14 protein-coding genes and 1 tRNA gene are annotated in these 19,828 nt (G+C 62.4%); 9 read left to right on the top strand and 6 right to left on the bottom strand.

Annotated features, from left to right (window positions below):
* The first annotated feature begins 80 nt into the window (after positions 1-80).
* The 9 genes from G3572_RS02550 to G3572_RS02510 all read left to right on the top strand — a co-directional run bounded on the left by G3572_RS02550 (position 81) and on the right by G3572_RS02510 (position 15,019).
* Positions 81-1,454, top strand: coding sequence for an NAD(P)/FAD-dependent oxidoreductase (locus G3572_RS02550; RefSeq protein ID WP_164609093.1), 1,374 nt, complete (start codon positions 81-83; stop codon positions 1,452-1,454).
* 11 nt (positions 1,455-1,465) lie between these two features.
* Positions 1,466-1,813 carry a DUF5368 domain-containing protein gene (locus tag G3572_RS02545; protein WP_164609092.1) on the top strand — a complete coding sequence of 116 codons (348 nt, stop codon included), beginning with the start codon at positions 1,466-1,468 and terminating at the stop codon, positions 1,811-1,813.
* 289 nt (positions 1,814-2,102) lie between these two features.
* Positions 2,103-4,496: a glycogen/starch/alpha-glucan phosphorylase gene (locus tag G3572_RS02540; protein WP_164609091.1), complete on the top strand. Its 2,394-nt coding sequence runs from the start codon at positions 2,103-2,105 to the stop codon at positions 4,494-4,496.
* 41 nt (positions 4,497-4,537) lie between these two features.
* On the top strand, positions 4,538-6,718 hold the full coding sequence (glgB, locus tag G3572_RS02535) for a 1,4-alpha-glucan branching protein GlgB (RefSeq protein ID WP_164609090.1): 2,181 nt from the start codon (positions 4,538-4,540) through the stop codon (positions 6,716-6,718).
* 20 nt (positions 6,719-6,738) lie between these two features.
* Positions 6,739-8,010 (top strand): glucose-1-phosphate adenylyltransferase, encoded by a 1,272-nt coding sequence (glgC, locus tag G3572_RS02530; protein ID WP_164609089.1) that lies wholly within the window; start codon positions 6,739-6,741, stop codon positions 8,008-8,010.
* Between the two features lie 80 nt (positions 8,011-8,090).
* The gene (gene glgA, locus G3572_RS02525) at positions 8,091-9,515 is read left to right on the top strand and encodes a glycogen synthase GlgA (protein ID WP_205518440.1); all 1,425 of its coding nucleotides are present in this window, start codon (positions 8,091-8,093) and stop codon (positions 9,513-9,515) included.
* Positions 9,512-11,638, top strand: coding sequence for a glycogen debranching protein GlgX (glgX, locus tag G3572_RS02520; RefSeq protein WP_164609087.1), 2,127 nt, complete (start codon positions 9,512-9,514; stop codon positions 11,636-11,638). Before glgA ends, glgX begins: the two co-directional genes overlap by 4 nt.
* The gene (locus G3572_RS02515) at positions 11,635-13,260 is read left to right on the top strand and encodes an alpha-D-glucose phosphate-specific phosphoglucomutase (RefSeq protein ID WP_164609086.1); all 1,626 of its coding nucleotides are present in this window, start codon (positions 11,635-11,637) and stop codon (positions 13,258-13,260) included. Before glgX ends, G3572_RS02515 begins: the two co-directional genes overlap by 4 nt.
* A 226-nt stretch (positions 13,261-13,486) precedes the next feature.
* A complete protein-coding gene (locus tag G3572_RS02510; protein ID WP_164609085.1) occupies positions 13,487-15,019 on the top strand; it encodes a trimethylamine methyltransferase family protein in 1,533 nt (510 codons plus the stop codon).
* On the opposite strand, the gene G3572_RS02505 is transcribed toward G3572_RS02510, so the two are convergent.
* The 6 genes from G3572_RS02505 to plsX all read right to left on the bottom strand — a co-directional run bounded on the left by G3572_RS02505 (position 15,016) and on the right by plsX (position 19,809).
* Positions 15,016-16,092, bottom strand: a complete 1,077-nt coding sequence (locus G3572_RS02505; protein ID WP_164609084.1) for a 2'-deoxycytidine 5'-triphosphate deaminase — start codon at positions 16,090-16,092, stop codon at positions 15,016-15,018. The genes G3572_RS02510 and G3572_RS02505 overlap by 4 nt on opposite strands.
* Before the next feature lie 70 nt (positions 16,093-16,162).
* A tRNA-Pro gene (locus G3572_RS02500) sits at positions 16,163-16,240 on the bottom strand.
* Between the two features lie 77 nt (positions 16,241-16,317).
* Positions 16,318-17,307, bottom strand: coding sequence for a MerR family transcriptional regulator (locus G3572_RS22015; protein ID WP_240335377.1), 990 nt, complete (start codon positions 17,305-17,307; stop codon positions 16,318-16,320).
* A 27-nt stretch (positions 17,308-17,334) separates the two neighbouring features.
* Complete coding sequence (gene ihfA / locus G3572_RS02490) at positions 17,335-17,637, bottom strand: integration host factor subunit alpha (RefSeq protein ID WP_118154835.1); 303 nt, start codon at positions 17,635-17,637, stop codon at positions 17,335-17,337.
* Between the two features lie 91 nt (positions 17,638-17,728).
* A complete protein-coding gene (locus G3572_RS02485; protein ID WP_164609083.1) occupies positions 17,729-18,700 on the bottom strand; it encodes a beta-ketoacyl-ACP synthase III in 972 nt (323 codons plus the stop codon).
* Positions 18,697-19,809 (bottom strand): phosphate acyltransferase PlsX, encoded by a 1,113-nt coding sequence (gene plsX / locus G3572_RS02480; RefSeq protein ID WP_164609082.1) that lies wholly within the window; start codon positions 19,807-19,809, stop codon positions 18,697-18,699. The genes G3572_RS02485 and plsX overlap by 4 nt, the downstream gene beginning before the upstream one ends.
* Positions 19,810-19,828 lie beyond the last annotated feature (19 nt).

The raw sequence follows: 19,828 nt of genomic DNA, 5'->3' as shown, positions 1-19,828 counted from the left end.
ACGCCAAAAGATTGATCTGGATCATGACGCACGACACGCCTTGCATTCAATTATACGAATAGAAGGTATGGGAGGCATCAATGACCGGATCACGGGACCTGCACGGAACGTTGGCAACGCGTCGCGGCTTCCTCGCTGCGGCTGCCGGAGGGATCGCACTTGCCGGCCTTGGCAGCGCAGCGCCAGCCGCACCGGCGCCGCTGCGCACCAAGGCGCGTATTGTGATTGTCGGGGCCGGGGCGGGCGGCACGGGGATTGCCAACCGGCTGGCAAGCCGTCTGGATGGCGCATCGATCACGATCGTCGACGGGCGCAAAGAGCATTGGTATCAACCGGGCTTTACCCTGATTGCCGCCGGTCTGAAACCCGCCGGCTATGCGGTATCGACCACGGCAAGCTGGTTGCCGAAGTCGGTCAACTGGATAGGGGACTATGCCATCAAGATTGATCCGGTCGCGCAATGTGTGGGCACGATGGGTGGCATCAACGTGCCCTATGATTACCTGATCGTCGCCACGGGCCTGACGCTCAACTGGGCGGGGGTCGAGGGGTTCGAACTGGAACGGGTTGGCAAGGATGGTATCGGCGCGGTCTATGCCGGACCAGACTACGCCGAGGCCACATGGCGTGCGATGGATGCCTTCACCGACAAGGGCGGCACCGCCCTGTTCGGGCGCCCCGCAACCGAGATGAAATGTGCCGGAGCGCCGCTCAAATACGCCTTCCTCACCGATGACTATCTGCGCCGCAAAGGCACACGGGACAGGAGCCAGATCATTTATGCGGCGCATAACAAGACGTTGTTCGGCGTTCCGATTGTGAACGAAAAGGTCAAGCTGCTGTTCCGCGAGCGCGGCGTGGACGTGCGTTGGGATCATGAACTCAAGTGCATCGATCCGGGAGCCAAGACCGCCACCTATGAGATACCTGCCTCGCAGTCGATCAAGAATGGCGTCATCGTCGAGACCCCGGCAGTCAGGCAGACCATCGACTATGACTTCATCAACGTGATTCCTCCGATGACCGCCCCGCGCGTCGTGCGGCAATCGGGCCTGTCATGGGAGGATAAATGGGTGGACCAAGGCTGGATCGAGGTTGACCCATCAACCCTGCGCCACCTGCGTTTTCCCAATGTCTTCGGAATCGGCGACATCAATGGTGTTCCAAAGGGCAAGACCGCCGCATCGGTCAAATGGCATATTCCGGTGGTCGAGGATCATCTGGTTGCGGCCTTGCAGGACAAAGAGGGCACGGCGGTGTTCAACGGCTATACCTCTTGCCCGCTGATCACCCGCATCGGGCGCGCCATGCTCATCGAATTCGACTACCAGGATAATCTGGTGCCGTCGTTCCCCGGGGTCATCGCGCCCTTGGAGGAGCTCTGGATCAGCTGGCTGATGAAGGAAACCGCACTCAAACCCACCTACAACGCCATGCTGCGCGGCAAAGCCTGAGAGGGGGCATCATGAAAGAACTGACCTTGCCGATGCTGATTGCGGTCTGGGAGGAGATGTTCGGGCAGAGCCTTTTCTGGGCCTTGGCGGTTCTGGCATTTCTGGTCACGCTGGCCTATGTGTTCGTCCTGCTGCGCGACCGCAGCCTTTCGATGCGCAGATTTCTTCTGGCACAGCTTTCCATGCCCTTCGGCGCAATCGCTTCGGTGATGTTCGTGCAACGCATCACCTCATCGAGGCTGCGCGATATCGGCGGGCCGATCGATGTCCTGGTCCTGCTGGCGGTGGGGGCGGTCGGGGCTGTGGGGCTTGCGATCCTTGTCTACACGACGCAATCTTTGCTGCGCAAACAGCGGTGATGCCCGCTTAATGGGCAAGTCGGGCGATGGCTTGCCTTGTGGCGCACTTTGGGCGCCTTCGGGCAAAGAGATGGGCCAAAAGGCTTTCAAAGCGCTTTGAAAGATGTAAGCCATTGATTTTCAATATGTTAAATTCCGTGCTTTTGGGGAATGTTTGCGGTAACTGTTAGACTAGGCTTGCGGTGAGGCGGGCTGGGGATGTGGCGGATGGTTTGCGGGTGCTTGACCCTGTCAACCATGAGCCTAGCCTCAGGCTGTTGTGCAGCCGCCTCTAATTGTGGAACCCGTTGTGAACGATCTCAGCCCCAATCCGACTGCGTTGAAAGCAAACATCCTGCGGCATCTGGCCTTTACTCTGGGCAAGGATGCCGACCATGCCAGCATGTATGACTGGCGCATGGCGCTGTCTTTTGCCATCCGTGACCAGATCATGGAGCCGTGGTTTGCGTCTACCCGCAAGACATGGGCTGCCGATCACAAGCGGGTGTACTACCTGTCGATGGAGTTTCTGATCGGGCGCATCCTTGAAGATGCGACGGTCAACCTTGGTCTGCGCGATCAGGCCGAAGAGGCAATGGCCGGGTTCGGGCTCGATTTCCGTGCGATTGTCGAAGACGAGCCGGATGCGGCGCTCGGCAACGGGGGGCTGGGCCGGTTGGCGGCCTGCTTCATGGAATCGATGGCCACGCTTGGCTGTCCCGCCTACGGCTATGGCATCCGCTATGAACATGGTCTGTTCCGCCAGCGGTTTGAAAGCGGGCGGCAGGTGGAAACGCCGGAAGACTGGCTCAAGCAAGCGCATCCGTGGGAGTTTGCCCGCCCCGAGGCTGCCTATGTCATTCCTTTCAAGGGCCATGTCGAACAAAGGGACGGGCGCAATCACTGGGTTCCCGGTGAAACCGTGGTGGCTTCGGCGCATGACACCCCCGTGGTGGGCTGGCAGGGCAGATGGGCCAATACGCTGCGGCTCTGGGGCGCGCTGCCCACCACCATGTTCGACCTTGATCGCTTCAACCGGGGCGATTACGCCGCCGCTGCCGAGCCGGAGGCGCTTGCCCGCACGCTGAGCCGCGTGCTGTACCCCGATGACACCACATATCAGGGCAAGGAACTGCGCCTGAAGCAGGAGTTTTTCCTGACCTCGGCTGCGCTGCAAGACATCTTGCGCCGTTTCCTTGCGTCGCAGTCCGACCTGCGCAAGCTGCCCGACCATGTCGCGATCCAGATGAACGACACCCATCCGGCAATCGCCGGACCGGAGCTGATCCGGCTTCTGGTCGACGATCACGGCATGCCGTTTGACGAGGCGCTGCCCGTCGCACGCGCCTGCCTTGGCTATACCAACCACACGCTTCTGCCCGAGGCGCTGGAACGCTGGGCCACCTTTACCTTCGGCAACGTGTTGCCGCGCCACATGCAGATTGTCGAGCAGATCGACCACTGGCACAAGACCGAAAACCACAGCCGGCCGCACTACGTAGGCATCGTCAAGCACCACGAGGTGCGGATGGGCGAGCTGGCCTTCATCATGGCCCACAAGGTCAATGGCGTGTCGGCGCTGCATTCGGACCTCGTCAAGAAGAACCTGTTCCCGGAATTGCACGCGCTGCACCCTGACCGGATCGTGAACCAGACCAATGGTGTCACGCCCCGCCGCTGGCTGAAGATGTGCAACAAGCCGCTGTCAGATCTGATCACGGATACCATCGGCAGCGGGTGGGAGGCAGACCTCGATCTTCTCAAAGGTCTGGAAAAACCCATCAATACCAAGACCTTCCGCAAGGATTTTGATGCGGCCAAGCGCAAGAACAAGGTGGCTCTGTCGAACTGGCTGTCCAGCCACGAAAGGATCAGCGTGAACCCCGATGCGCTGTTCGATGTGCAGATCAAGCGCATTCACGAATATAAGCGCCAACTGCTCAACATCCTGCAGACCATTGGCCATTGGGAAGCGATCAAGCAGAACCCGAACGCCAACTGGGTGCCGCGCGTCAAGATCTTTGGCGGCAAGGCCGCGCCCGGCTATGCAGTGGCCAAGGAAATCATCCGCCTTATCAATGATGTGGCGCAGGTTGTTAACAATGACCCTGTGAGCGGTGACTTGCTCAAGATCGTCTATCCGGCCAATTACAACGTCTCTATGGCAGAGCGTCTGATCCCGGCGGCGGACCTGTCCGAACAGATTTCGACCGCTGGCAAGGAAGCCTCTGGCACCGGGAACATGAAGTTCATGATCAACGGCGCTCCGACGATCGGCACGCTGGACGGCGCGAATGTCGAGATTTTGCAGGAGGTTGGTGCCGAGAACTTCTTCCTCTTCGGCATGACGACCGAACAGGCGATGGCACGCCGGCAAGACCCCGACCATGCCCGCAAGGCGATCGAGGCGAGCCAGACCCTGCAAGACGTGTTGCAGATGATCGCCGAGGGCCGGTTCAGCCCGGATGACAAGGGCCGGTATCACGATCTGGTTCACCGGGTCTGGCATCACGATTACTTCTTGGTTGCCAGTGACTTTGACGCCTATGATGAAGCACAGGCGCGCGTCGATGCGGCCTATGCCGACCGTGACAACTGGGTGAAGATGGCGGCCTTGAACACCGCGCGGTCGGGGTTCTTCTCCTCTGACCGCACCATCCGCAGCTACATGCAGGACGTCTGGAACGTAACGCCGGCGCTCTAGCGCCGGATCGTTGCGCGAGGCTGACGTTGGGAGGAGACAACATGGCCGATATTTCGATTGACGAAGGTGTGGCTTGGGCGATCTGCGAAGGACGCCACGGCGATCCGTTCTCGGTGCTGGGTCCGCATAAACTGGGCGGCAAATGGGTCGTCACAGCCTTTGTGCCGGGGGCGGAACGTCTGGTTGTCCTGACCGGAAAAGCGGGTCAGGAAACCGAGGCAACCCATTGGGGCCAAGGGCTTTTCTTTGCCACCCTGCCGCGCAAGTCTGCCTATCGGCTCCGCGCGACGGGGCATGGCACGACATGGGAGTTCGAAGATCCGTTCCGTTTTGGTCCGGTTCTGGGCGAGCTTGACGAGTATCTTCTGGGCGAAGGCACGCATCAGCGTTTGTGGCAGGTGCTGGGCGCGCATGTGATCACGCACGAGGGTGTCGAAGGCACGCATTTCGCCGTCTGGGCGCCGAATGCCGAGCGCGTCTCGGTGGTGGGGGATTTCAACATCTGGGACGGCCGCCGCCACCCGATGCGCCGCCGGGGCGCAACCGGAGTGTGGGAAACCTTTGTGCCACAACTGGGCGAAGGCGCGACTTACAAGTATGAAATCCGCGGGCCGGGCGGGCGTTTGCTGCCGCTCAAGGCGGACCCCGTTGGCTTCGGCTCTGAACATCCTCCCGCAAATGCTTCTGTTGTAAGGAAAATCGCGGGCAGCTTCACAGATTCCGACTGGATGGAAAGCCGAGCGGCGCGCCAGACCATCGATGCACCGATTTCCGTCTACGAGGTGCATCTGGGATCATGGCGACGCGCGCCGGGCGACCGGATGCTGTCCTATCTGGAACTTGCAGAGCAACTCGTTGATTACGCGGCTGACATGGGTTTCACCCATATCGAGCTTCTTCCCGTGAGCGAGTTTCCCTTTGACGGGTCATGGGGCTATCAGCCGGTCGGGCTTTTTGCGCCGACGATCCGCCACGGAACCCCGCCTGAGTTCCGCGCCTTTGTCGATGCAGCCCATCGCAAGGGCCTTGGCGTCCTTCTGGATTGGGTGCCGGGGCATTTCCCGACCGATGCGCATGGTCTGGGCCAGTTTGACGGCACGCCGCTTTACGAACATGCCGACCCGCGCGAAGGGTTCCATCAGGATTGGAACACCTTGATCTACAACTACGGGCGCACCGAGGTTCAGAACTTTCTGGTTTCCAACGCGTTGTATTGGCTGGAAGAATTCCACATTGACGGGCTGCGCGTCGATGCAGTCGCCTCGATGCTCTATCGCGATTACAGCCGCAAGGCGGGGGAGTGGGTGCCAAACCGCGATGGCGGGCGCGAGAATTACGAGGCGATCGAGATGCTGCGGCGCATGAACATCACCGCCTATGGCACGGTGCCGGGGGTGATGACGGTGGCCGAGGAAAGCACCGCCTTTCCGGGGGTCAGCCGTCCGGTGAACCACGGCGGCTTGGGCTTCGGGTTCAAGTGGAACATGGGCTGGATGAATGACACCCTGTCCTACATGCAAAAGGACCCGATCCACCGCAAGTTTCACCACCACCAGATGACCTTTGGCCTGCATTATGCCTGGTCAGAGAATTACATCCTGCCGATCAGCCATGACGAGGTGGTGCATGGCAAGGGCAGCATGCTGGGCAAGATGCCGGGACAGGGCGACGAGAAATTCGCCCATCTGCGCGCCTATTACGGGTTCATGTGGGCGCATCCGGGCAAGAAACTGCTGTTCATGGGACAGGAGTTTGCGCAAGGGGCAGAGTGGAACCATAATCAGAGCCTCGACTGGCATCAGCTTGAAATATCGGCACATTCCGGAGTGCAGGCGCTGGTGCGCGACCTGAACCGTGTCTACCGCGACACCCCCGCGCTGCATGTGAACGACACGCGGCCCGAGGGGTTCGAGTGGATCGAAAGCAACGATGCCGAGGCCAGCGTCTATGCATGGCTGCGCAAGGGCGGGCCAGCCGACGCGATGGTGGCCGCGATTGTCAACATGACACCGGTGGAACGCAGCTATCGGGTGGGTCTGCCTGCGGGCGGCACATGGGCAGAGCTTTTGAACACCGATGCGGCGGCCTATGGCGGTGGCAATCGGGGCAATCTGGGCGGTGTCACGGCAGAGGAGGTGCCGCATCACGGCAGGCCGTGGTCAGCACTTGTCACGCTGCCGCCTTTGTCGGCAGTCTATCTCAAGCAGGGGGCTCTTGCGTAACGCAAGATAAGGGAGGGATCATGAAGGCGAAACCAAACACACGGCTGTCGTCTCAGGCGATGGCATTCGTTCTGGCGGGGGGCCGGGGCAGTCGCCTGAAAGAGTTGACCGACCGGCGGGCGAAACCGGCGGTTTATTTCGGGGGCAAGACCCGCATCATCGACTTTGCGCTGTCGAACGCATTGAACTCGGGCATCCGCAAGATGGCGATTGCCACGCAATACAAGGCGCACAGCCTGATCCGTCACATGCAGCGCGGCTGGGGCTTTTTCCGGGCGGAACGGAACGAATACCTTGATATTCTGCCTGCCTCGCAGCGTGTGGACGAGAACAAATGGTATCTGGGCACGGCCGATGCTGTGACGCAGAACATTGATATCGTTGACGATTACAAGGTGAAATACGTCATCATCCTTGCGGGCGACCATATCTACAAGATGGACTACGAGATCATGCTGCAACAGCATGTGAACTCGGGCGCGGATGTGACCATCGGCTGCCTGACCGTGCCGCGGATGGAGGCGACGGCCTTTGGCGTGATGCATGTCGATGCCGACATGCGCATCACCCAGTTTCTGGAAAAGCCCAAAGACCCGCCCGCCATTCCGGGCGACCCTGACCAAGCGCTCGCCAGCATGGGGATTTACGTCTTCAACTGGGACCTGCTGCGCGACCTCTTGATTCGCGATGCCGTAGATCCGAACTCAAGCCATGATTTCGGCAATGACATCATTCCACAAATCGTGAAGAACGGCAAAGCGGTGGCCCACAGGTTCGCCGACAGTTGCGTGACCAGCGGTCTTGAGGACGAGCCTTACTGGCGCGATGTGGGAACCATCGACGCGTTCTGGCAAGCCAATATCGACCTGACCGATTTTGTGCCGAAGCTCGACCTTTACGACAATTCCTGGCCGATCTGGACCTATGCCGAGATCGTGCCGCCGGCAAAGTTCATCCATGACACCGACGGGCGGCGCGGCATGGCGATTTCTTCGCTTGTCTCGGGCGATTGCATCGTCTCGGGCTCCGAGGTGCGCAACTCGCTGTTGTTCACCGGATGCCGGACGCACAGCTATTCCAGCCTCGAATATGTGGTGGCGCTGCCGCAGGTGATGGTGGGGCGCAAGGCCGAGTTGAAGAACTGCGTCATCGACCGCGGGGTGGTGATCCCCGAAGGGCTTGTTGTTGGACAGGACCCGGAGGAAGATGCAAAGTGGTTCCGGCGCACAGATGCGGGTATCGTGTTGATCACGCAGGATATGCTGGATATGCGGGCGCGCAAGCTGGGATAGGGCGTGCCTGCGGATGCACCGGAGGGCTGTCTGCCCTCCGGACCTCCCGAAAATATTGAGAACAGATGAATGAGGGTTTGATGAGAGGTCGGGTTCTGTCTGTCGCCTCGGAATGCGTTCCTTTCGTCAAGACCGGGGGGCTTGCGGATGTGGTGGGGGCCTTGCCGGGGGCACTGGCCGCCGCAGGCTGGGAAATGCGGGTGCTGATCCCGGCCTATCGGTCCCTTCGGCCCCTGACTGGCCAGATGCGGGCGGTTTGGGAGGAGCCGGGGCTGTTCGGCGGCCATGGCACCGTTTTCATGGGCAAGGTGGAAGGGATCGAACTTCTCCTTCTCGATGCGCCGCATCTCTTTGACCGTGATGGCGGACCCTACGGCGGGCCGGGGGGTGATTGGTGGGACAATCCGCAGCGCTTTGCCGCCCTGTCCTGGGTTGCGGCGCGCATTGCCCGTGAAGGTGTGGCAGGCTGGCGGCCGGATGTTCTGCACGCGCATGACTGGCAGGGAGGGTTTGCTCCTGCCTATCTCGCCTATTCGGGCGCGCGGGATGTGAAATCGGTCATCACCATCCATAACATCGCCTTCCAAGGCTGGGCGCCCGTCAACCTGCTGGGCGATTTGCGTCTGCCCGGCGAGCAGTATTATCCGGACGGGCTGGAATATTATGGCGGCTTGTCGAGCCTGAAGGCCGGACTGGTCACCGCCGACTGGATCACCACTGTGTCCCCGACCTATGCCGAGGAACTGATGCGGCCGGAATTCGGCATGGGGCTGCAGGGGGTCATCGCGGCGCGGGCGGCGCGGGTATGCGGAATTCTGAACGGTGTGGATACCGCGCTCTGGTCGCCCGAGGCAGAGCCGTTGTCTTACAGCGCCACCGATCTGGGCAACAAGGCCGAAGCGCGGCGGGCCCTTTGTGCCGAGTTTGGCCTCGACGTGCCGGGGCCACTGGCCATCGTGGTGAGCCGGTTGACCGATCAGAAGGGGATCGATCTTCTCCCGCAGGTCGTGCCGGATTTCGTGGCGGCGGGCGGCGGGTTGATCGTGCTCGGTTCGGGTGATCCGGCGCTTGAAGGGGCAATGCGCGGCCTTGCACAGGCCCATCCGGGGCGGGTCGCGGTCCGGATCGGCTATGACGAGGGGTTGAGCCACCGGCTCTTCTCGGGCGCGGATGCCGTCTTGGTGCCGTCGCGGTTCGAACCTTGCGGCCTGACGCAGATGTATGGCCTTCGTTATGGCACGGTGCCGGTGGTTGCCGCGACAGGCGGTTTGGCCGATACGGTGATCGGCGTGTCTCCGGCGACGCTGGCGGCAGGGGTTGCAACGGGCGTGGTCTTTCATCCGACCGATGCACTGGCTTTCGGACAAGCCTTGGGCAAGCTGATCGACGTCTATCACAAGCCCGAGGAATGGGCGCGGATGCAGGCAAATGCGATGGCGCATCCGGTGGGGTGGGAGACCTCTGCAGCGGCCTATGCCGCGCTTTACGAGCGGCTGTTGGCATGACACCGGGGCTGACGCCCTTGCCGGCCCGCCTGCAGGGCCATTCCGTCAGCGCGGGCCGTCCTTGGCCGATGGGCGCGAGCCTCGATGGCGACGGCGTGAATTTTGCGGTGTTCTCTGCCCATGCCGAGTTGATCGAGCTGTGCCTGTTCTCGCCTGATGGCCGCAAGGAACTGGTGCGCTTGCCGTTCCGCGAGCGCGACGGTGACATCTGGCACATGCATGTCGGTGGCCTGACGCCCGGTGCGGTCTATGGCTTTCGCGCGCATGGGCCTTATGTGCCGGAACAGGGGCATCGCTTCAATCCGCACAAATTGCTGCTCGACCCTTATGCCCGCGCGCTGGAAGGGCGCTTGCGCTGGTCGGATGCGGTGATGGGCTACAAGATCGGGTCAAACCGGGGCGATCTGTCTTATGATACGCGCGATTCCGCCTTTGCGGTGCCAAAGGCGGTGGTGACAGACACCAGTTTCACCTGGGGCAATGACAGGCCGCCGCGCACCCCGCGCTGTGAGACGGTAATTTACGAAGCCCATGTCAAGGCGCTGACGCAGTTGCACCCCGACATCGACAAGGGATTGCGCGGCAGCTATCTGGCGCTTGCCAGCGATCCGGTGATTGCGCATCTGCAACGGCTGGGTGTGACAGCGATCGAACTTCTGCCGGTGCAGGCTTTCGTGGATGACCGCTTTCTGGTCGCCAAGGGTTTGCGCAACCACTGGGGCTATAACACGCTGGCCTTTTTTGCGCCGGAGCCGCGCTACATGGCCAAAGGTGCGTTGTGGGAATTCCAGACCATGGTGCGCCGCCTGCATTCGGCGGGGATCGAGGTGATCCTTGACGTGGTCTACAACCACACCGCCGAGGGCGATCAATGGGGGCCGACCCTGTGCTACCGCGGTCTCGACAATGCCAGCTATTACCGTCTGGCCGATGGCGGGCGGCACTACGTCAATGACACCGGCACGGGCAATACGCTGAACCTGACGCATCCGATGGTGCTGCGGATGGTGATGGACAGCCTGCGCTATTGGGTGGAGGTCTGCCATGTCGACGGTTTCCGCTTCGATCTGGCAACGGTGCTTGGGCGCGAGCCGCACGGCTTTGACCCCAACGGCGGCTTTTTCGATGCCATCCGGCAAGACCCGGTGCTAAGCCGCGTCAAGCTGATTGCCGAACCATGGGACATCGGGCCGGGGGGCTATCAACTGGGCCAGTATCCGCACCCGTTCCACGAATGGAACGACCAGTTCCGCGACGGGGTGCGGCGGTTCTGGCGCGGCGATGCGGGGATGACGCCCGATCTGGCCAAGCGGCTTTTGGGCAGCGCCGAACGGTTTGACCACTCCGGTCGCTCGGCCACCAGTTCGGTGAATTTCCTGACCGCGCATGACGGTTTCACGCTGGAAGATCTTGTCAGCTTCACCGTCAAGCGCAACTGGGCCAATGGCGAGGACAACCGCGACGGTCATTCCGACAACCACTCCGATAACATGGGTGTGGAGGGGCCGACGGAGGATCCGGCGGTGCAAAGCGCCCGTGCACTGCGCAAGCGCAACCTGCTGGCAACGCTGTTCCTGAGCCAAGGCGTTCCGATGCTGCTGGCGGGGGACGAGCTTGGGCATAGCCAGGGCGGCAACAACAATGCCTATGCGCAGGACAATGCGGTGACATGGCTCGACTGGGCCAACCCTGACGAGTCTCTGACCGAATTCATCGCCAAACTGGCGGGTCTGCGCCGCGCGCACCCCGTCTTGCGCCAGCGCCGCTTCTTGCACGCGCGCAAAAGGGCTTGGGATAGCCAACTCGATGTGGTCTGGCGCAAACCCGATGGCTGCACGCCCACGCCGCAAGACTGGCATGATCCCGCCTTTCGTGCGCTCGGGGTCGAGTTGCGGATGGCCGCCGAGGGACAGGATTCGCGTTGCGATGCGGTGCTGGCGTATTTCAACTGTGGCGGCGCGGTCGATCTGGTCTTGCCCGCCTCTACCCGTTGGGAACTGCAGCTTGATACCACGCGCCCCGATCTGTCCAGCGCGCCGGTGCCCGCCAGCCTGCCCGCACAATCCGTTCTGATGTTTGCCTCGGTCCCGTTTGCGGGTCAGGCACAAGGAGAAAGCCGATGATACGCACCATTGCCACCCAGCCGATCGCCGGACAAAAGCCCGGAACCTCGGGACTTCGCAAGAAAACCCCGGTGTTCATGGGGCGGCATTATCTAGAGAATTTCGTCCAGGCGATTTTCGATGTGGTCGGGGCCGAGGGAAAGACCTTTGTGCTGGGCGGTGACGGACGCTATTTCAACGATCGCGCCGCACAGGTGATCTTGCGCATGGCCGCCGCCAACGGCGCGGCGCGGGTGATCGTGGGGCAGGGCGCCGTGCTATCGACTCCGGCGGCCAGCCATCTGATCCGGCTGAACAAGACCGACGGCGGCATCATCATGTCGGCCAGCCACAACCCCGGCGGGCCGGAAGAAGACTTTGGCGTCAAGTTCAACATGCCCAATAGCGGCCCCGCCCCCGAAGGCGTGACCGAAGCGATGTATCAGCGCACGACCGAGATCACCGAATACCGCATTCTGGAAGCGCAGGATGTGGATCTTGGCACCATCGGGCGGTCTGACCTTGGCGGGATGGTCGTCGATGTGGTGGACCCTGTCGCCGACTATGCCGATCTGATGGAAACGCTGTTCGACTTCCCCGCCCTGCGCACACTCTTTGCCGGCGGCTTCCGGATGCGAATGGATTCGATGTGCGCTGTCACCGGCCCCTATGCGGTGGAGATCCTTGAAAACCGGCTTGGTGCCGCCCCCGGAACCGTTACCCATGCCACGCCGTTGCCCGATTTCGGCGGCATGCACCCGGATCCGAACCCGACTTGGGCGCATGAGTTGATGGCCGAGATGATGGGCGAAGATGCGCCCGACTTCGGCGCGGCCAGCGACGGGGACGGGGACCGCAACATGGTTGTGGGGCGGGGCATCTATGTGTCCCCCTCTGACAGTCTGGCCGTGCTGGCGGCCAATGCGCATCTGGCCCCGGGCTATGCGCAGGGTCTAGCAGGTGTGGCGCGCTCCATGCCGACCTCGGCGGCGGCAGACCGGGTGGCCGATGCGCTCGGGATCGCCAAGTTTGAGACGCCCACCGGCTGGAAGTTCTTCGGCAACCTGCTCGATGCCGGCAAGGCGACGCTCTGCGGTGAGGAATCCTTTGGCACCGGCTCTGACCATGTGCGCGAAAAGGACGGCCTTTGGGCCATTCTGCTGTGGCTCAACATTCTCGCGGTGCGCAAACAATCTGTGGCAGAGATTCTTGCCGAGCATTGGGCGCGCTATGGCCGCAACTATTACAGCCGTCATGATTTCGAGGCCATCGCCACTGACAAGGCCGATGCCATGATGACCGCCCTGCGGGCCAGTCTGCCCGGCCTTGCTGGACAAGCGGTCGAAGGCATGACCATCGCCGCCGCCGATGATTTCGCCTATACCGATCCGGTGGATGGCTCGGTCAGCGCCAAGCAAGGTGTCCGCATCCTGTTCGAAGATGGCAGCCGCATCGTCATGCGCCTATCCGGCACCGGCACAGAAGGCGCCACGTTGCGCGTCTATCTTGAACGCTACAGCCCCGGCCCCGACGGGCTAGACCATGACCCGCAAGAGGCGCTTGCGCCGGTGATCCGCGCCGCCCACAGCCTTGCGCAACTGGAGGCCTTTACGGGGCGCACCGCGCCGGATGTGGTGACCTGACCCGGAACGCGACGCGCTCCGCGCGGGGGCATCAGCAAAGGTGCAGGCGAAAGAGCAAAGCTCTTTTGCTGCATTTGCACCTGTCTGGAATACTCCCGCCGGAACCTCATCTTTCCGCCTGCGCACCGGCATGAGGGTGAAATCCGACCTGCCAGCGTCGTCACTGTCTTGGACTTTGGCGGGCGCGGGGCGTGTCATGGTCCCGAAGTCTGCAAGGGGGCGAGGGATGACACAGCAACGGATACGGTCCGGACGACAGGCGCGGCAGGCGGAGCGGGTGGGCAGGCCGGTGGCGATCGGCCGCCCCTATATCCACCGCAATATTCCGACCTATGACATTCTGTCCGAGGAAAACCTCCTCCGCATCGAGGCGGCGGCTGACCGCATTCTAGCCGAAACGGGGATAGAGTTTCGGGATGATCCGGCAGCGCTGGACCATTGGCGGCGCGCGGGGGCCGAGGTAGAGGGCGTGCGCGTCAGGTTTCCGCCGGGGCTCTTGCGCGAGGTGCTGCGAAGCGCCCCCGCCGAATTCACCCAGCACTCCCGCAATCCAGCCAATTCGGTGCGCATCGGCGGGCGCAATGTGGTGTTTTCACCCGCCTATGGCAGCCCTTTCGTTATGGACCTAGACAGGGGGCGGCGCTTTGGCACGCTGGAAGATTTTCGCGCCTTCATCAAGCTTGCTCAGGCCAGCCCGAACTTTCACCATTCGGGCGGCACCATTTGCGAGCCGACCGACATTCCGGTGAACAAGCGGCATCTGGATATGGTCATGGCGCATATCGAGCTGTCCGACCGCCCCTTCATGGGTTCGGTCACCGCAGAAGAGCGGTCGGAAGACAGTATCGAGATGGCGCGCATCCTGTTCGGGGCAGAGTTTACCGACCGCAACTGCGTGATCCTTGGCAATGTCAACGTCAACTCGCCGCTGGTCTGGGATGGCACGATGACCCGCAGCCTGCGCGCCTATGCGCGGGCAAATCAGGCGGCGGTGGTGGTGCCTTTCATCCTTGGCGGTGCGATGGGGCCTGTCACCAATGCCGGCGCCATCGCGCAAAGCCTTGCCGAAACGATGGCGGGCTGTGCTCTGACCCAGCTAGAGCGGCCAGGTGCGCCGGTGATTTTCGGCAACTTCCTGTCGTCGATGTCGCTGCGCTCGGGCAGTCCGACCTTTGGCACGCCAGAGCCCGCGATTGGCAGCATGGTGATCGGCCAGCTTGCGCGGCGGCTGGGGCTGCCCTTGCGCTGTTCGGGCAACTTCACCACTTCGAAGCTGCCCGATGCGCAAGCCATGACGGAAGGCACCATGAGCATGCTGGCCGCAATTCACTGCGGGGCGAATTTCATTCTGCACGCAGCCGGGTTCCTCGATGGGCTTTTGAGCATGAGCTACGAGAAATTCATGCTAGACGACGATCTGTGCGGCGCCTTGCACAGCTATCTGGACGGCGTGCAGATCGACGACAACCAGCTTGCGGTTGATGCCTTTGCCGAAGTGGGGCCGGGCAACCACTTTTTCGGATGCAGTCACACGATGGCCAATTACCAGACGGCGTTTTGGGATTCCGGTCTGGCCGACAACGAGCCATTCGAGAAATGGGAAGCGGCAGGCGGGCTTGATGCCGCGACACGGGCAAACCGGGCGTGGAAAAAGCGGCTGGCAGAGTATGAGGCCCCGCCGCTGGATGCAGGCATCCGCGACGGGCTGCGCGACTACATCGCGCGCGCCAAGGAAGGCGTGCCGGATGCCTGGTATTAGCGGAACTGCTTGGCCAACTTCAGGCCCTGACCCTGATAATTGCTGGCGATCTTGGTTCCGTAAAGCGCATCGGGCCGCTCGGCCATGCGCTCGTAGACCAGACGGCCCACGACCTGCCCATGTTCCAGCACAAAGGGCGCTTCGTGGCAGCGCACTTCCAGCACCCCGCGAGACCCCGCGCCGCCTGCAAGCGCATGGCCAAAACCGGGATCAAAGAAGCCGGCATAATGCACGCGGAATTCCCCCACCATCGCAAGGTAGGGGGCCATTTCGGCGGCATAATCGGGGGGAATCGTCACCGCCTCGCGGCTGACCAGAATATAGAAGGCGCCGGGGTCAAGAATGATGCGGCCCTCGGTGGTGCGGATTTCTTCCCAGAACTCCGCCGCCGGATAATGGCCGATGCGATCCAGATCGACAACACCCGTATGCGGCTTGGCGCGGTAGCCCACAAGATCGCCCGATCCGGGGCGCAGATCGACCGAAAAGCCCAGACCTTCCGAGATCACAGGGGTGCCATCCACCAAAGGCTCTGCCTGATGCAGGCCCGCGAGCTCGGCATCAGACAGCACCGCCTGACCGTGCCGGAAGCGAATCTGGTTCAGCCGTTGTCCCGCGCGCACCAGCACGGAGAAGGAGCGCGGGCAGACCTCGGCATAAAGCGGGCCGTGGTAACCGTCGGGAATCCGGTCGAATTCGGTGCCGCCATCGGTGATGGTGCGGGTCAGCAGATCAAGCCGGCCGGTAGAGGATTTCGCATTCGCCACCGCCGCCAGTCCCGGCGGCAGCGCCAGACCCTCCATCAGGGGAATCACATAGACACAGCCCTTTTCGAGCACTGCCCCCTCGGTCAGATCCATCCGGTGCATCTCGAACTCGGCCAAGCGCTCCGACACGGGGCGGCCTTTGCCGGCCAGAAATGACGCGCGCACCCGATAGGCTATGGGGCCAAGGCGCAGGTCGAGACTGGCGGGCTGCACCTGTTCGGGCAAAATCGCGGGGGCTGCGGTGATGGCCCCTCGGGCAATCAGATCGCGCAGATTTTGGGCGGCAAGAACCCCGGTCTTTGTCATGGCGCACCCTTCATGGGGTTCAAAATAAAAACCGCCCGCAAGGCACAAGGCCAAGCGGGCGGCTTTGGAATGGTCGGGCCGGAGAGATTCGAACTCTCGACCTTCCGCCCCCCAGACGGACGCGCTAACCAGGCTGCGCTACGGCCCGAACATGGCGGGATACATACTGATATTCGCGGGCGGCACAAGCGGGAAAGCACGCAATCTGACCACAAAGCGAAGGCGTCATGCCGGAAAACGGTTCGGGCCTGCCAGCCGCCGTCGCAGCGCATTGGCCCGATCGCGCAGGGCGGCAAGCTGCTGCCGTTCCGGCTCCGTCAGCGCATCGGGCGAAACCGCGCGCAGACGCTGCGCCAAGGTGGGGCCCGCAAGCGCAGGTTCGGGCGATGCCACAGGCGGGGCTGGCGGAACGCGTGGCGGCAGAGGGGGCGGCGTCGCCGCACCACCGATCCGGGTTATCTTCAGCAGGGGCGAAGGACGTGCAGACTCGCCCTCATCCGCGCTGGCCGGCGCATCAGGTTCGGGCTCCTCGGCCCAGACTGCCATCGGTGCCTCGACCACAGGGTCGGGCGGCGCAGGGGCGGGCAGGGGCGGCACTTGCGAAAAAAGATCGGCGACCACGGGCGCAGGGCGCAAGGCAACCACGGGTGCGGGCGGCGGCGTGACATCCGGGGCGCTGTCTTCGGGCTGCGTCTCGTCCAAACCTTCTTCGGGCGCAGGGTCATCCTGCCACGGCACCACCACACCCTCCTCCGGCGCTCGCTCCGGCTCTGCCGCGACATCGCGCGGCGCAGCATCGGCCCCGGGGCTGCGCAAAGCGGCTTGCAGCGCGATCACCTGTGCCGTTTCGGCCTCAGCGGGCGGCAGGATCGCCTCTGGCTCCGTCCCGCCTGTCGCCTGCGCAAGCGCGGCAGCCAGATCATCGGCATCTGTGTCATCATCACCATCATCCGCGACACCGGACACATGGCGAACCCCTTGTTCACGCAAGATTTTCTGCACGCCACGGATCGTCATGCCCTCATCATGCAGCAAGCGCTTGATGCCGGTCAGCAAAGCCACATCGGACGGGCGGTAGTAGCGACGACCGCCCGCGCGCTTGACGGGGCGGATCTGCGGAAACCGGCTCTCCCAAAAGCGCAGCACATGGGCTGGCGTTTCAAGAAATTCAGCGACTTCCGAAATGGTGCGGAAGGCGTCGGGCGATTTGTTCATGCGCCGCGCTCTCCTTCGATCATGCGGTTACTTCTTCTTGCCGGCGGCCACGCGGTCGCGCATCAGATGCGACGGGCGAAAGGTCAGCACACGGCGCGGGCTGATCGGCACTTCATCCCCGGTCTTGGGGTTGCGGCCCACGCGGGCCGATTTGTCCCGCACCGAGAAGGTTCCGAAAGACGAAATCTTCACTTGCTCGCCCGAGGCGAGGGCATCGGACATGTGCTGCAGAACCGCTTCGACCAGTTGGGCCGATTCATTCCTGCTTAATCCAACCTCGCGGAAGACGGCTTCCGACAGGTCCATTCGGGTTAGTGTTTTCTCGCTCATAAGCAAATCCCCCCGGACTTATGGGCAAAGGATGCGCTGACAGGATTTGCGAGTCAATATCAGACACTTGAAGGGCGTTGTTAAAACGCGACTACCAGCGGAGAACCACCGAGCCCCATGCCAGGCCACCGCCAATGGCTTCGGTGACGATCAGGTCACCCTGCTTGATCTGGCCACGCTCTTTGCCAACAGACAGGGCAAGCGGGATCGATGCCGCCGAGGTGTTGCCATGGTCCTGCACGGTCACCACCACCTGCTCCATCGGAAGCTGCATCTTTTTGGCGGTGCCTTCGATGATGCGGATATTTGCCTGATGCGGCACGATCCAGTCGACATCGCCGCTGGTCAGGCCCGCCTTTTCAAGGCTTGCGTGGGCGGTTTCTGCCAGCTTTTCAATGGCATGGCGAAAGACTTCCTTGCCTGCCATCCGCAAATGGCCGGTGGTTCCGGTGCTGGTGCCGCCGTCGACGAACAAGATGTCCTTGAACCTGCCGTCGGAATGAAGATCGCTTGCCAAGATCCCGCGATCATTGCCTGCGCCGGTGCCGCTTTGGGCCTCAAGCACCAGAGCGCCCGCACCGTCACCGAACAGGACACAGGTTGTGCGATCGTTCCAATCCATCAGGCGGCTGAAGGTTTCCGCCCCGATCACCAGCACCCTCTTGGCCTGACCCGACAGGATCAGCGCATTCGCGGTGGTCAGCGCAAAGACGAAGCCTGCGCAGACAGCCTGCACGTCAAAAGCAAAGCCGCGCGTCATCCTAAGTTCGGACTGCACCATCGTGGCAACCGACGGAAATGTCAGATCGGGGGTAGAGGTGGCCAGAATGATGGCATCGATATCGTCGGCACCGAGGCCCGCATCGGCAAGCGCCGCACGCGCGGCATGGGCCGCAAGATGCGAGGTCATCTCGCCCTCGGCCGCAAAGTGACGCCGCTCGATCCCGGAACGAGACCTGATCCACTCGTCACTGGTTTCGACCAGAGCTTCAAGATCCGCGTTTTCCACAACACGTGCGGGCAAGTAATGGCCCACGCCCGCGACAACGGCGCGAATAGTCATGATTTTGCCCCGACTTCCCCGACAGGATCATCTGCCGACTTCTTCACCGTCGAGGCCACACGGGCCGCCAGACGATCTACAAACCCGCTGCGCGCCAGTTGGATCGCAAGGCCGATGGCCGCGGCCACCCCGGTTTCGTCGGCAGAGCCATGCGATTTTACCACGGTACCATTCAGACCCAGAAACACACCGCCATTGACCCGGCGCGGATCGATCCGGCGCTGCAATGTCTTCAACGACCGCAGCGCGAGCAGGGCCGCAAGCTTGGACAACAGCCCGCTGCCAAACACCTCGCGCAGGAAATCCGAGATAAGCTTGGCGGTGCCTTCGCCGGTTTTCAGGGCGATATTGCCGGTAAAGCCATCGGTGACGATCACATCGACGCGGTTACCCGGAATATCGCCGCCTTCGACAAAGCCGACGAATTCAAAGCCACCGGCCTCGGCAGCCTCCTCCATCCGCTCATGCGCGACCTTCAGTTCGGCACGTCCCTTGTGTTCTTCGGTGCCGACGTTCAGCAAGCCCACGCGGGGCCGCGCCAAGGCAAGGCCATTGCGCGCATAAGAGGCACCCATCGCGGCAAATTGCAGAAGGTCTTCCGCCTCGGCCTCGACGCCTGCGCCCACATCGAGCATGACATTGAACCCGCCGGGGTTCCGGCTGGGCCAGAGGCAGGCAATGGCAGGACGGTTCACGCCCGGGATCTTGCGAAGGCGCACCATCGACACTGCCATGAGCGCGCCGGTATTGCCGCAAGACACAGCCGCCTGGGCTGCCCCGGTTTTGACCGCATCAATCGCGGACCACATCGAAGTGCCATCCCCGTGACGCATCACCTGACTGGGCTTGTCGTTCATGGTGACCACACGCTCGGCATGGACCAGCGTGACCCGATCGGCGAGTCCGGTCTGGGCCGCCAGAAGCGGGGTCAGGATGGCCCGGTCGCCGTGCAGGATAAAGCGCACATCGGCATGCTTGGCGGCAGACAGGCCAAGACCGGCGACAACAGCCGCCGGCCCCCGGTCGCCGCCCATGGCGTCAACCGAAATAACCGTCACTGCCCCGCCATCTTGCGCGTCCGTCGCCGGATGTTGCAGTCCGCTTGCCATGGGCAGGGGGGCCGTCGGG

The sequence above is a fragment of the Pseudotabrizicola algicola genome (assembly GCF_010915705.1).
Classification (GTDB): Bacteria; Pseudomonadota; Alphaproteobacteria; order Rhodobacterales; family Rhodobacteraceae; genus Pseudotabrizicola; species Pseudotabrizicola algicola.
Note: the sequence above shows the minus strand (reverse complement) of the source record. Positions and strands in the feature narration are given on the sequence as shown.

Coding starts and splice junctions, on each gene's coding strand:
- G3572_RS02550 (WP_164609093.1), top strand. CDS start 81: ATGACCGGATCACGGGACCTGCACGGAACGTTGGCAACGCGTCGCGGC.
- G3572_RS02545 (WP_164609092.1), top strand. CDS start 1,466: ATGAAAGAACTGACCTTGCCGATGCTGATTGCGGTCTGGGAGGAGATG.
- glgB (WP_164609090.1), top strand. CDS start 4,538: ATGGCCGATATTTCGATTGACGAAGGTGTGGCTTGGGCGATCTGCGAA.
- glgC (WP_164609089.1), top strand. CDS start 6,739: ATGAAGGCGAAACCAAACACACGGCTGTCGTCTCAGGCGATGGCATTC.
- glgA (WP_205518440.1), top strand. CDS start 8,091: ATGAGAGGTCGGGTTCTGTCTGTCGCCTCGGAATGCGTTCCTTTCGTC.
- glgX (WP_164609087.1), top strand. CDS start 9,512: ATGACACCGGGGCTGACGCCCTTGCCGGCCCGCCTGCAGGGCCATTCC.
- G3572_RS02515 (WP_164609086.1), top strand. CDS start 11,635: ATGATACGCACCATTGCCACCCAGCCGATCGCCGGACAAAAGCCCGGA.
- G3572_RS02510 (WP_164609085.1), top strand. CDS start 13,487: ATGACACAGCAACGGATACGGTCCGGACGACAGGCGCGGCAGGCGGAG.
- G3572_RS02505 (WP_164609084.1), bottom strand. CDS start 16,092: ATGACAAAGACCGGGGTTCTTGCCGCCCAAAATCTGCGCGATCTGATT.
- G3572_RS22015 (WP_240335377.1), bottom strand. CDS start 17,307: ATGAACAAATCGCCCGACGCCTTCCGCACCATTTCGGAAGTCGCTGAA.
- ihfA (WP_118154835.1), bottom strand. CDS start 17,637: ATGAGCGAGAAAACACTAACCCGAATGGACCTGTCGGAAGCCGTCTTC.
- G3572_RS02485 (WP_164609083.1), bottom strand. CDS start 18,700: ATGACTATTCGCGCCGTTGTCGCGGGCGTGGGCCATTACTTGCCCGCA.
- plsX (WP_164609082.1), bottom strand. CDS start 19,809: ATGGCAAGCGGACTGCAACATCCGGCGACGGACGCGCAAGATGGCGGG.